The sequence below is a fragment of the Pseudoalteromonas aliena genome (assembly GCF_038155085.1).
GTDB lineage: Bacteria > Pseudomonadota > Gammaproteobacteria > Enterobacterales > Alteromonadaceae > Pseudoalteromonas > Pseudoalteromonas aliena_A.
The window spans coordinates 65,168-77,172 of the sequence record NZ_JBAKAU010000008.1 but is presented as its reverse complement, the minus strand read 5'-3'; the positions used below and the strand labels follow the sequence as shown (position 1 = coordinate 77,172).

Genomic DNA, 12,005 nt, shown 5'->3' with positions numbered 1-12,005 from the left:
ACTCAGTGAGCAAACTAGCCCAAAAAAGTGGTTTAGTGTGGCTTTGGTTGAGTCTATTACTGTTAGTAATAGACTTTGCCAGTAAAACACTAGTTGTGAATACCATGGCTTATCAAGAGTCTATAAATTTACTGCCTGTTTTTAGTATTACTTACGTACATAATTATGGCGCAGCCTACAGCTTTTTAAGTGAAGCAGGTGGTTGGCAACGTTGGTTTTTAAGCTTTATAGCTATTGCCATTAGTGGGTTACTTGTTTGGTGGCTTAAGCGGTTACCAGCTACAAACAAAATATTGTGCAGTGCTTATGCGTTGGTACTTGCAGGCGCCATAGGTAACTTATATGACCGTATAGCTTATGGTTATGTAATTGACTTTATCCATGTATTTTACGATAAGTCACACTTTCCAGTATTTAATATTGCTGATTGCGCTATTTGTATTGGTGCCGCGTTATTATTATTTGATGCCTTTACAGGCGAAAGTCCGAAGGAGCATAAAGCATGAGCCAAGCTGTAATTGGTGAAAACTCGCAAGTTATTTTTCATTTTTCTATTAAGTTAGAAGATGGCTCTGCCGCAGACTCTACAAAGGTTCATAACAAGCCAGCTAAATTGACTATGGGCGATGGTAGCTTAACTGCTAACTTTGAAAAATGCCTGTTGGGGTTAACAGCTGGTGAAAGTAAAACATTTGAGCTTGAACCAGAAGATGCATTTGGGCAACCAAATCCAGATAATATTTACTATGTTGACCGTAGTAAGTTTGGCCCAGAAACACCAGCTCAAGTAGGTGCGATCATTGCGTTTACTCAACCTGATGGCACTGAACTTCCTGGTTTAGTCCGCGAAGTGCAAGGTGAGTCGGTAACGATTGATTTTAATCACCCTTTATCTGGCCAGCGTTTAACGTTTGAAGTTGATATTATTGAGGTAGAAGGTTAATGGAAATATTATTAGCTAATCCTCGCGGCTTTTGTGCGGGTGTTGACCGTGCTATTAGTATTGTTGAGCGTGCTTTAGATATTTTTGAAAAGCCAATCTATGTTCGCCATGAAGTAGTGCATAACAGGTATGTTGTTGATGGTCTAAAAACTCGTGGTGCTGTATTTGTTGAAGAGCTTGATCAAGTACCTGACGACAGCATTGTCATTTTTAGTGCACATGGGGTATCACAAGCTGTTCGTAATGAAGCTAAGCGTCGTGATTTAAAAGTATTTGATGCAACGTGCCCGCTTGTAACTAAAGTGCATATGGAAGTTACACGTGCTAGCCGTAAGGGCATTGAGTGTATTTTAATTGGTCACCATGGTCACCCTGAAGTTGAAGGTACTATGGGACAATACGATAACCCAGCTGGTGGTATTTATCTTGTTGAAACGGTTGATGATGTTGTTGCGCTTAATGTAAAAAATGCTGAAAATCTTTTTTATTGCAGCCAAACAACACTCTCAGTTGATGACACAGCAGATGTTATTGACGCACTACGCAATAAGTTTCCATCAATTGACGGACCTCGTAAAGATGATATTTGCTATGCAACGCAAAATCGTCAAGATGCCGTTCGTGACCTAGCTGATAAGGTTGATGTGCTTTTAGTTGTAGGTGCTAAAAATAGCTCTAACTCTAATCGTTTACGCGAACTTGCCGATAAAATGGGTACCGTTGCTTATTTAATTGATGATGCTACTGATGTTCAAGAGCAATGGTTTACAGATACAAAGTCGGTAGGTGTAACAGCAGGAGCATCTGCGCCTGAAGTGCTTGTGCAAGAGGTAATCAAGCGTTTAAAAGAGTTAGGTGGCAAGCAGGTAATAGAGAATCCAGGTGAAGAAGAAAATATTGTATTTGCTGTTCCTGTTGAGCTACGTTAATTTAAATACATTTAGCATTTAAATTAAAGGAGAATCGTTATGAGCAAATCACTACAAAATGATGGTTTGCTTTTTTCGGCTCTTTTTAATGAGCGAGGTGTATTAGCCACACTTATTGTTTCCCAAGTTATTGCAGTTGTTTTAGCTTTTGCCCCCAATGTAGATGGTAATATTTGGCTAAGACTTGGAATAATTAGTTTGTTTTTACATTTAATTGTTTTAGGTGGTACATCTTCTTTATATTTTTGTAGATTTTTCTTACAAAAATATACTCAAACTTTTCAATTGAGTTTGTTTTTTGTCTTTTTTTTATTATCTACATGTACTTTTAGTATTTTATTTTCTCATTTTGCTTTTGATATAGATGATATAAATAACCTGATTTATTTTACACTTCGTAATTGTATTATAGTGGCTTTATTGGCGGCTTTATTCGTTCAATTTTTATTAATACATTTTGAAAAAGAGCAGCAAACTAAAGCACTTTCTCGTGCCGAACTTAATGCCTTACAAGCTAGAATACGTCCTCATTTTTTATATAATAGTTTAAACACTGCTGCAGAGCTTACTCATCATGACGCCGATGCGGCAGAACAAGCCATTCTAGCATTAGCCGCCTTATCGCAGGCTGCAATGCAATCAGGGAAAAATGTATCTCTTGACGATGAAGTAACGCTGAGTAAGCAATATCTAGCACTTGAAACATGGCGTTTTGGTAACCGCTTAAGTATTGATTGGCAAATACCCAGTGAGCTACCAGCATTAAATATTCCTTGCTTAACTCTGCAGCCATTAATTGAGAATGCGGTATGCCATGGCGTTGAAACAAGTGAGCATGGTGCTGAAATAAAAGTAGAGCTACATATCACTACCGGCTATATAACCATAATTGTTTCTAATCCTATATCAAATTTTAATACTCAAACTAGGCCTAATAATGGAATGGCACTTGAGAATATTCGTCAGCGATTAAGTATTTATTATAAAAATAAAGCGCGGCTAACAATTACGAATAAAAATGGTGTGTTTAGAGTTAAGGTAGTTATTCCTAAACTTATTGAGAGCAGTGTATGAATGTACTCATTGTTGATGATGAGCCTCTTGCGAGGTCGCGCTTAATCCGTTTGTTAGAGCATGAGCAAAGTATCGTTGTGCAAGGAGAGGCAAGTAACGGTAATGAAGCCTTAGCGCTTGTTAAAAAGCAAGTCCCAGATTTGATTTTTTTAGATGTCGATATGCCAGGCATGAATGGATTACAAGTAGCTAATGAGCTTAATAGTTTAAGCGTGCCCCCAGCTGTTGTCTTTATTACTGCCTACCCAGAATATGCACTAGATGCTTTACAATTAAGTGCAGCAGGTTATTTAGTTAAACCTATTTCAGAGGAATCGTTGCAAAAGTTACTCAGACAGGTAGGGCGTTTAAATAAAGTACATTTTAAAAAGAAGCAAACTACTAAAATAAGTTACCAATTGGCTGGCTCATATAAAAGCGTTGAAATACAGGATGTTTATTATTTTTATACGCAAGAAAAGTATACAACAATGGTTTTTGAAGGTGGTGAAGCTTTAATTGATAAAAGTTTGAAGCAGTTAGAAATACTTTACCCCGCCTTCGTTTTACGAGTTCACCGCAACACGTTAGTTAATAGAAATAAAATATTAGCTTTACACTCTCTAAAAAATGGCAGTCATGCGATAGAGTTGCAAGGGTGTGTAGACTATTTACCAGTAAGTAGAAGGGAATTAAAAACAGTTAGGAGTATTCTTTAGCATACGTTTTTAGCTTTTGTTAACCATTTATCAACAGATTTAACCGTTCATCCTACTACTAGTTGAATCTATTTTTTTATCGCATAGACTTATAATCAAGTATTCATTATTTGGTTGATTATGCAATTATCTCAAACTAAAGTGCAAAAAGGCTTCACCTTAATTGAAGTATTAATCGCATTTATCATTTTAAGTTTTGGCTTGTTAGGTGCCGTTGCGCTACAAGCAAAAGCCAAACAAGCAAGTTTTGATTCAATGCAACGAGCGGCAGCTGTTGCTTTAGGTAATGATATTATTCAACGCATTCGTGCTAATGACACTCCCCAATTAGCTACCTTATATAAACAAACATTTACCAGTGAAACTGCGAAAAAATCATCAACAACATGTTTTCTTAATACTTGCAGTCCTGCGCAAATTGCGTCACTCGATTTAGAGCAGTGGAAGCGTGCAATTAGAGCGCGTGAAAATACAGGAACACTCGACGACGCTACAGTTTGTATTAACCCTGAATCTGTAGGAACTTCTGGCGGAAAGGCATTTAACATTGAAGTTATTGTATCTTGGCAGGGGCGACAAGAATTTAAAGCTAACGATGCAACAAACGCTGTCGTATGCGGGACCGCAAACAAAAAGCGACGGTTAGTTGTCTTGACTAGTTATATATACCTTAGGAGCTAATATGCAGCAAAAAGGTTTTACGTTAATTGAAATAATGATTTCATTATTCATTGGTGGGCTTATTCTCGGTGGCGTTATGTTTACTTACATTAGTATGAAAGTAACCACTAAAGATACAATGGCAATAGGGGAGCTTCAAGAGTCAGGGCGCCTAGCTATTAATATAATGCAACGTGATATCGAGCAAGTTGGTTTTTGGGGAACATTTTATGATGATGCATTTGTTGCAGATAATACATCATCTTTACCAAATTCAGGCTCAGACTGCTTTGAAGGGTTAAATAATGGGAGCTTTCCTGATTTAACAAGTAGTAGTAATTTTCGGGCTATTTATGCAAAAACAGCGAGTGCTGCAACAGAACTCAATTGTGTAAAAAGTGCTACAAAAGGAAGTGATATTTTACAGGTGAAATTTTTACAAGGTCACCAAATTTTTGCTGAGACAGGAAATAATGAAACGCAATCAGATGAAAATTACTTCATTGCGGAGCAAGAGCAAGCTCAGTTTTATAGAGGTATTGTTAACCCAGATACATTGAATTTGAATGCGACTATTTGGCCGTATAGTCATCATGTCTATTATATTTCAGAACAAACTTATAAATTAAATAATAAAAATTTAACGGTTCCAGTTTTGATGAGGAAGCGCTTAGCTGGTGAAAATATAGTGACAGAAACGATCATGGAAGGTGTTGAAAATATGCGGTTTGTTTTTGGTTTGGATACCAGCAGTGATGGCCGAGTAGATACATATAGAAGCATAAATAATATGACAGCATCAGATTGGGAAAATCGCAAAGGTGTTTTAACGGTTCAAGTTTTTTTACTTATAAGAACTTTACAGCCGGATGCAGGAGTAAAAATTAATAATCAGCAATACGTTCTTGGGGAAGACGATGATAAACGAGAGCTTTCCTTTAAGGATAATTTCAGACGTACAGTTTTTACTACGACGATAAGATTAAACAATATTGGATCAAACTTATGGCGAATTTAATTAAAAGTTCAAATAAGGAAGATGGTGTTGTACTTATTACTGCACTCATAATGGTTATTGCTGTAACCGGTATCGCAGTTACGTTGATGAGCAGTAGTAGTATCGATATTAAAATTACTAATGCTGCTCAAGAGCGAGAGGTCGCTGAAAATGAACTAATAGGTGAGGTGCAGCGCTTGATTGCTACAGAAGCTAATAAAGGAGCAGAAAATCACTTCTTTTTAACCCCTGAAGAAGTTAATAAAATGGCAGAGGGGGATGATAGTGGAATGATGATATCTGATCATAATAATATGCGAAGCACGATGACTAATTTGAATAAAGGAGCTATAGATTTAGAGTGTCCTCGACGGTTTAGTTTCACTGCCGGTATTTCGTGCAATATGGTGCAAGTATCAACAACTATAAAATATGGTTCAAAAAGCAAGCATGAATTAACAATCGTGTCTGGTATTGCTCAAGAAATGGCTAGTGTAAGCAAAGGAATTTAAGATGAAATTTAAGTTACATATTCTATTAGCCTCATTAATAGGGCTTACTACCAGTACACCTCTTGTTGCTGAAGATATTGAATTGTATGTAAATCACAATGTTGAGACAGATGAAAAACCACGTGTCTTAATTATATTTGATACCTCAGGCAGTATGAAATTCTCAACTGCAACAGGTGATAGTTGTGGTTCGTCAGAGTGTAGTGATAGCCGTATGAGTGTAGCAAAAGCTGCCATGACTTCATTGGTAACAGAGAATAAAGATATTGAATTTGGTTTAATGCGTTTTTATAGTAGTTACGGTGGTTATATTTTATCTGGCCTAGGGACTGAGCATAAAGCTATTAATGAAAATATAGATGCACTCGTTGCTAACGGGAGTACTCCATTAGCAGAGACATTGTGGGAAGCATATCTGTATTTAACAGGTAATTATGTTGATTACGGTAGAAATAGGGAGGATCGAGATTTATCAATAGAAACGGGTAACTCTAAAAGTGGTAATAATTCAGATTATATCTCTGCTTTTCAATCAGTATCTTCATCAGAACGTTGTGATAATTCGATAAATATTGTCCTAATGACTGATGGCTCCCCTTATAGCGATTCAAATCGTAATTCAAATATAAAAAAACTGTATAAAAATTCTTTTGGTTCTAACCCTTCAGCAGTAAAAAGTAGTTATTTAGCTGCATTAGCGCAAGTTATTCATGGCACCGACAATGTAGAGATTGACTTATATCCATCGACGCCTACTGTTCATGACACAGGACGTATATTTACGATCGGGTTTGGATCAGGCATGAGTTCTAACGGCAAGGAGTTACTTGCAGTTACAGCTGATTATGGTGGTGGCCAGTATCTCCACGCTGATACTGCAGACGAGTTATCTGACGTGTTGAGCAATACAATTTCTCGTATTAGAGAAGTAAATGATAGTTTTATTTCTCCTTCTGTAGCCAGTAATAATACAGATCAAACCCGTAGCCGTGATGCTATTTATTTTGCTATGTTTTATCCTGAAACAGGTGCTCGTTGGGGAGGCAATCTTAAAAAGCTAGTTGTATCTGGTAGTGAAATTGTAGATTCAACAGGCAATAATGCTTTAGATAGTAATGGTCTAATTGACGCTGATGCAAAAACATTTTGGCTTCCCAGTGGTCAGCCTGCTGATGGTAATGCAGTTGCTCAGGGAGGGGTTAATCTTCATTTAACAAATTTAGATCCAGAAAGTCGTAACTTATACACTGATGAACTGGGTGAACTTGTCGAATTCAATACGTCAGTTGTCAGCGATATACTTGATTTAGTAACAGATAATCCACTTACTCTTGCTAGCTCAGATATTAAATGGGCTATGGGGGTTGATGTCGACGATGCAGACAAAGATGGGTCAACTAAAGATCAACGCCATGATATATTTGGTGATCCACTTCATTCAAAACCTGTAGCAATAGATTATGGAAATAATGATGTTCGTATCTTAATAGGCACTAACGCTGGCTTTTTACATATGTTCAAAGATAGCGGAAATACTATTAATGAAAGTTGGGCATTTATTCCATCAGCACTGTACGACATAATTAAGCCCCTTCGCAATAACCAAGCGGACACCAAAGTATATGGTATGGATGGCCCAATAAGTGTTTACTTTGATAATAAAAACTCAAATGAAGATAGCTTAAATGATGGAATCATTGATGCAACTGATGGCGATGAAGTATGGACTTTTGCTGGAATGCGCCGCGGTGGTAATAACTATTATGCTTTAAACATTACAGACCCCGATAACCCCAAAAAGCTTTGGGATAAGCCAATTGAAGGTGGTAAAGGAGATTTTAAAGAATTAGCTCAAACATGGTCTAAACCACAAATTGCTTATATAAAAGCTTTTGGCGATAAACCTCTACTAATTTTTGGAGCTGGATATGATACAAATAAAGATTCGGCAATAAGAAGTGAAGATAGCATTGGTCGCGGTATTTATATTGTCGAGGCTAAAACAGGGAAGAAGGTTTGGGCATTAACGCCTGATGAGAATGGGTTTAAAGGTAAGCATAGTATTGCTGCGGATGTTACAACATTAGATTCTGATTATGATGGTTACATAGATAGAATTTATGCTGCCGATACCGGTGGAGATCTTTGGCGAATTGACATGCCTGGATTGGATAAAAATCAATTTAGTCATTTTAAGCTGGCAGAGCTTGGTAGCGATAAAGCGACTGAAGATAGGCGTTTCTTTTATAAACCATTCGTAGCTCGCACCATGTTTAGTAAAGTGACAGAAACAACCGTTAATGGAAGTAAGATCATTACTCGCTTAGACACCCCCTATGATGCAATTGTAATTGGTAGCGGTAATCGTTCAAAACCCACAGATACCAATGAAAAAGATCAATTATTTATGATTCGCGATGAAAACACAGTTACAGAATCATTTAACTCCAAGGCCCCTGATACAATTAAACCATTAGATTTAATGTTAATGAATAGTGATCCATTTGGTAGCGCCCTGACTAACTTTGATAAATTTGTAGGGCTTGAAGCTGATTTGGCTAAATACAAAGGTTGGCGCTATGAGTTAGGAGTTGGAGAGAAATCTTTAGCAGCAGCGACTGTTGTGGGTGGTGTTGCTTATTTCACATCTTTTACACCAGCATCAGAAGCGTCAACGAAGAACCAGTGTTCTCTTAGTGGAGGGGGAGGAGCTCTTTACGCATTTCATCTTCATTATGGTACAAAGGTATACGATCAATTAAGTTTTGCTACTAGCTATGATGTACCAGATACGCCTCAATTATATTTTGGAGAAAGTCCATCATGTGTTGATGGGAATAATGATGGCAAATGTGATGATAACCCAACGATTGACGTGACACAGGAGAGTCAATTTTACTTAATTGGGCCAGGTATTAAAGGAAACCTCTCTAAGAATCCTTTGAAGCCTATTAATATTTCTGGCCCGGCTTTAAGTGTTGTTGATGGAAAAATAAAGTTAGTCGATGAGACTTCATCAATAGGCTTTGGCTTTAAAACACAACAAATGTACATATATAAACGTGAAGATAATGATGAAATTAATGATTAAGGATATTTAAGATGCAACAAAAAGAATATGGTTTTACATTAATTGAATTGATGATAACTGTTGCCATTGTGGGTATTCTTGCTTCAATAGCATTACCTAATTACAGTGAATATGTGAAGCGAGCTCTAAGAGCTGAGGCCGCTGCGGCGTTATTAGATGCTGCAAATAAAGAGGAGCAGTACTTTGTAGATAACCGAGAATATACAGAATCGTTTGATAATTTAGGGTTGCAAAGTCAGACTGAAAACGGTGAATTTGAGTTATCTATAAAAGTTGAGAGTGACGACAACACCTTTACTATAACAGCAAGACCAGTTGCTGGTGCAGTTAAAGGAGATAAAGATTGTACTGAAATATCAATTACTGACACCGGTTACAAGTCTGCAAAAGGTAAAGAAGGAACTGACGATATTGAATATTGTTGGGGGCGTTAAGTAGTAATTATTTGACCTAAACTCTGGTTAAGAGATTTACAAGTGTATTGAATTTATAATGAGATAGATTTATTATCCAGAGCTCAGCTTATTTACTTTGGCACTTATCCGTCGCTTTAATACGTATTCTCCCGGTTTGACTTACCGATAATGCTAATCCTTCCAGGCTGGCTTTATCGTTATTCGGGCAATATATGAACGTGCCATTTTGAAATCCGTTTAATGAGCCATCAGGGCGAAACGTGAGTGCATTTCTAGGATACTGAAGATTATCGTTATGATGAACTTTTTCAAAAATACTTAGAATGAGTTCATTATCATCTAAACTAGTAGATTTATTAATATCGATAAAAAGCGACATTTCTCCACCCCATTGTTCTTGTGTACATTGACTGTCTTTGAGCGCACATAATGTTACATAAGTGTCATTTTCAATGGCATACAGGCGGCCATAGTTAATATTTTGATGGAGAAGGTTTAAGTGGTTATCTAGTCGGTTTTTGGCCAAAAAATCAGGTATAAACGAAAAAGATAATTGGCCAATAATAATTAATATTGCTAATGCGAATACTAACTCTATAAGCGTAACACCTTTTTCTTTTTTGATAAGTAACCTCATCCCTGAAGTCCTAATTCTTTAAGTAGATTATATTAGCTTAGTAAATAAGAAAAATATTACAAAATTAAATCGTGTATTTATTAATCACATTTTTCTATGCTATCACCTACATAAAAAGCTGTGCCTGACTGGGAAACTGTGAGGGCTTTGTTATTTTCGGTACCACCGTTTGGGCAAAAAATAAAATTGCCAGGGTTAGTCGTTATTCTTCCACTTGTATTAAAACGTAAGCGATCTTCATTTCCTTTATATGTGAGTTTATCCTGCTCTGAAATTTGTTCCATTACCCGAAGTAAGCTATCTGTTGTTTGCTTATATTTTCCATCGTTGTCAACATCTACAAAAACTGTGATTATTTTATTACTACCCCATTCTTTACTACAGCTAAAGGCACTGTTGCTATTTCTCATCTTTGTTTCGTCTGTAGGGCAAACAATAACTATTTCATCAGTGCTAGCAGCTTGAGAGCGGGCATAGCTTATATTACGCTTTAATTCGAGTAAAAAACTTTCTGCACGATTTTCCTTAAGTATATCGCTACTATTCCATAGTGTAATAGAGGCAACAATACCAACAATGGCAAGTGTTATCATTAATTCTAAAAGGGTAACCCCAGCTTGTTTAATTTTCATATAAAGTTATTCATTTTATTATGTCTATTTTTATATTAGTAATTGTATCATGATTGAGTGTTTTATCATCGCAAATCAACTACTGTGTTTGCTATGGTCTTCTTGATTGTCTAAAATCGAGGCAACTATAGCTTTAAAAAGTAATTAATATGAAAAAGATAGAAGCAATTATAAAACCATTTAAATTAGACGATGTTCGCGAAGCGTTATCTGACGTAGGTATTACTGGTATGACAGTAAGTGAAGTAAAAGGTTTTGGACGCCAAAAGGGACATACAGAACTTTACCGTGGTGCTGAGTACATGGTTGATTTTTTACCTAAAGTAAAACTTGATATTGTATTAAGCGACGAAGATGTCGAACGTGCAATTGAAGTTATAGTAAAAACAGCACAAACAGGGAAAATTGGCGACGGCAAAATATTTGTTACTGAAGTTGAGCGTGTTGTGCGCATCCGTACTGCTGAAGAAGATGAAGAAGCTATCTAAGAAATTTTTTCATACAGTAAAAAAGGCGCTTTTATAAGCGCCTTTTCTGTTTATTTCGCTCTTTTATTTATCATTCTGACTTTTTTAGCATGTTCACTTAAATCTGTTAAGCCAAGCTTGTTGTAGCTCTTCTCCATCATTTCTAATGCTGGATCTAAGTAACTACTCTGCGAGTAATGCTCAACAACATATTTTCCTCTATTCGCAGCCGCTAAGTATGCCTCACGTTCATAATAATAATCTGCTACTTTTAATTCATAGCGTGCCATACGATTTAAAAGCCATACTAAACGGCGTTTTGCTTCTGGTGCGTAACCACTTTGTGGGAAGCGCTTAACAAGCGTTGATAAGTCGGTAAATGCAACACGAGTACGTTTTGCATCTCGGTCGGCTCTATCTACACCAAAGTATTCTTGGAACGCATTTTTATCAGCTTTGATATTTACTAAACCACGCATGTAATACATGTAATCCAGGTCTTTATGATTTGGGTTTAAGCGAATAAAGCGGTCAATGGTTGCAAGGGCTTGTTCAGTATTACCTGATTGATAATGTGCATACACTAAGTCCATTTGTACTTGTTTAGAGAATGGGCCAAACGGGTAGCGAGAATCTATTGCACTCAAAAGCTCAATTGCGCGAGCATATAAACCAGAATCTAGTGTTTCTTTTGCATCTTCATATAAAGCGTGTGCAGACTTATTCGGTACACGTTGAATGTCCTCTTGGTCTGGAGCAGACGAACAAGCGCCTAAACTAAGTACAGAAACTGAAAAAACAATGGCAAATGCACGTTTCCCTATTTTATTTATCATTTTATTTGTTACCTTCGATGTCTTCGGCTAGGCCAAGTCGGTAAAACCGAGTAAACTATGCGTATTATATTATGCTTTTATTAAAAGCGATTCTAACCCAGTCGAGCAAAGCT

The 12,005-nt window shown here is 36.8% G+C and carries 14 protein-coding genes; 11 read left to right on the top strand and 3 right to left on the bottom strand.

All coding sequences use genetic code 11. From position 1 onward, the window contains the following. Positions 1-5: 5 nt before the first annotated feature. The 10 genes from lspA (at position 6) to V6260_RS09750 (ending at position 9,338) form a co-directional block, all read left to right on the top strand. Positions 6-506 carry a signal peptidase II gene (lspA, locus tag V6260_RS09795; RefSeq protein ID WP_058548524.1) on the top strand — a complete coding sequence of 167 codons (501 nt, stop codon included), beginning with the start codon at positions 6-8 and terminating at the stop codon, positions 504-506. Further along, positions 503-943, top strand: coding sequence for an FKBP-type peptidyl-prolyl cis-trans isomerase (fkpB, locus tag V6260_RS09790; protein WP_104643094.1), 441 nt, complete (start codon positions 503-505; stop codon positions 941-943). Before lspA ends, fkpB begins: the two co-directional genes overlap by 4 nt. After that, entirely contained in the window at positions 943-1,872 is a 930-nt protein-coding gene (gene ispH / locus V6260_RS09785) for a 4-hydroxy-3-methylbut-2-enyl diphosphate reductase (RefSeq protein ID WP_341593893.1), read from the top strand. The genes fkpB and ispH overlap by 1 nt, the downstream gene beginning before the upstream one ends. 39 nt (positions 1,873-1,911) lie before the next feature. Further along, entirely contained in the window at positions 1,912-2,946 is a 1,035-nt protein-coding gene (locus tag V6260_RS09780; protein WP_341593892.1) for a sensor histidine kinase, read from the top strand. Then, positions 2,943-3,644 carry a LytTR family DNA-binding domain-containing protein gene (locus V6260_RS09775; RefSeq protein ID WP_341593891.1) on the top strand — a complete coding sequence of 234 codons (702 nt, stop codon included), beginning with the start codon at positions 2,943-2,945 and terminating at the stop codon, positions 3,642-3,644. Before V6260_RS09780 ends, V6260_RS09775 begins: the two co-directional genes overlap by 4 nt. 120 nt (positions 3,645-3,764) lie before the next feature. Continuing rightward, positions 3,765-4,325, top strand: a complete 561-nt coding sequence (pilV, locus tag V6260_RS09770; RefSeq protein WP_341593890.1) for a type IV pilus modification protein PilV — start codon at positions 3,765-3,767, stop codon at positions 4,323-4,325. Position 4,326: 1 nt separating this feature from the next. After that, positions 4,327-5,322: a PilW family protein gene (locus tag V6260_RS09765; protein WP_341593889.1), complete on the top strand. Its 996-nt coding sequence runs from the start codon at positions 4,327-4,329 to the stop codon at positions 5,320-5,322. After that, entirely contained in the window at positions 5,310-5,813 is a 504-nt protein-coding gene (locus tag V6260_RS09760; RefSeq protein WP_341593888.1) for a pilus assembly protein PilX, read from the top strand. Before V6260_RS09765 ends, V6260_RS09760 begins: the two co-directional genes overlap by 13 nt. A gap of 1 nt (position 5,814) precedes the next feature. After that, complete coding sequence (locus tag V6260_RS09755; RefSeq protein ID WP_341593887.1) at positions 5,815-8,904, top strand: pilus assembly protein; 3,090 nt, start codon at positions 5,815-5,817, stop codon at positions 8,902-8,904. Between the two features lie 11 nt (positions 8,905-8,915). Continuing rightward, on the top strand, positions 8,916-9,338 hold the full coding sequence (locus V6260_RS09750) for a type IV pilin protein (protein WP_341593886.1): 423 nt from the start codon (positions 8,916-8,918) through the stop codon (positions 9,336-9,338). An 88-nt stretch (positions 9,339-9,426) separates the two neighbouring features. Here V6260_RS09750 and V6260_RS09745 read toward each other — a convergent pair whose 3' ends face one another. Both V6260_RS09745 and V6260_RS09740 read right to left on the bottom strand, forming a co-directional pair. Then, positions 9,427-9,957, bottom strand: a complete 531-nt coding sequence (locus V6260_RS09745; protein ID WP_341593885.1) for a GspH/FimT family pseudopilin — start codon at positions 9,955-9,957, stop codon at positions 9,427-9,429. Between the two features lie 80 nt (positions 9,958-10,037). Beyond that, positions 10,038-10,589 (bottom strand): GspH/FimT family pseudopilin, encoded by a 552-nt coding sequence (locus V6260_RS09740; RefSeq protein WP_341593884.1) that lies wholly within the window; start codon positions 10,587-10,589, stop codon positions 10,038-10,040. A gap of 149 nt (positions 10,590-10,738) precedes the next feature. Between V6260_RS09740 and V6260_RS09735 the strand changes: the two genes are divergently transcribed. Then, positions 10,739-11,077 carry a P-II family nitrogen regulator gene (locus V6260_RS09735; RefSeq protein ID WP_341593883.1) on the top strand — a complete coding sequence of 113 codons (339 nt, stop codon included), beginning with the start codon at positions 10,739-10,741 and terminating at the stop codon, positions 11,075-11,077. Positions 11,078-11,127: 50 nt separating this feature from the next. Here V6260_RS09735 and V6260_RS09730 read toward each other — a convergent pair whose 3' ends face one another. After that, on the bottom strand, positions 11,128-11,892 hold the full coding sequence (locus V6260_RS09730) for an outer membrane protein assembly factor BamD (protein ID WP_341593882.1): 765 nt from the start codon (positions 11,890-11,892) through the stop codon (positions 11,128-11,130). Between the last annotated feature and the right edge of the window lie 113 nt (positions 11,893-12,005).

Excerpts from the sequence above, each read along its gene's own strand:
- fkpB (WP_104643094.1), top strand. The coding sequence starts at position 503 with ATGAGCCAAGCTGTAATTGGTGAAAACTCGCAAGTTATTTTTCATTTT.
- ispH (WP_341593893.1), top strand. The coding sequence starts at position 943 with ATGGAAATATTATTAGCTAATCCTCGCGGCTTTTGTGCGGGTGTTGAC.
- V6260_RS09780 (WP_341593892.1), top strand. The coding sequence starts at position 1,912 with ATGAGCAAATCACTACAAAATGATGGTTTGCTTTTTTCGGCTCTTTTT.
- V6260_RS09775 (WP_341593891.1), top strand. The coding sequence starts at position 2,943 with ATGAATGTACTCATTGTTGATGATGAGCCTCTTGCGAGGTCGCGCTTA.
- pilV (WP_341593890.1), top strand. The coding sequence starts at position 3,765 with ATGCAATTATCTCAAACTAAAGTGCAAAAAGGCTTCACCTTAATTGAA.
- V6260_RS09765 (WP_341593889.1), top strand. The coding sequence starts at position 4,327 with ATGCAGCAAAAAGGTTTTACGTTAATTGAAATAATGATTTCATTATTC.
- V6260_RS09760 (WP_341593888.1), top strand. The coding sequence starts at position 5,310 with ATGGCGAATTTAATTAAAAGTTCAAATAAGGAAGATGGTGTTGTACTT.
- V6260_RS09755 (WP_341593887.1), top strand. The coding sequence starts at position 5,815 with ATGAAATTTAAGTTACATATTCTATTAGCCTCATTAATAGGGCTTACT.
- V6260_RS09750 (WP_341593886.1), top strand. The coding sequence starts at position 8,916 with ATGCAACAAAAAGAATATGGTTTTACATTAATTGAATTGATGATAACT.
- V6260_RS09745 (WP_341593885.1), bottom strand. The coding sequence starts at position 9,957 with ATGAGGTTACTTATCAAAAAAGAAAAAGGTGTTACGCTTATAGAGTTA.
- V6260_RS09740 (WP_341593884.1), bottom strand. The coding sequence starts at position 10,589 with ATGAAAATTAAACAAGCTGGGGTTACCCTTTTAGAATTAATGATAACA.
- V6260_RS09735 (WP_341593883.1), top strand. The coding sequence starts at position 10,739 with ATGAAAAAGATAGAAGCAATTATAAAACCATTTAAATTAGACGATGTT.
- V6260_RS09730 (WP_341593882.1), bottom strand. The coding sequence starts at position 11,892 with ATGATAAATAAAATAGGGAAACGTGCATTTGCCATTGTTTTTTCAGTT.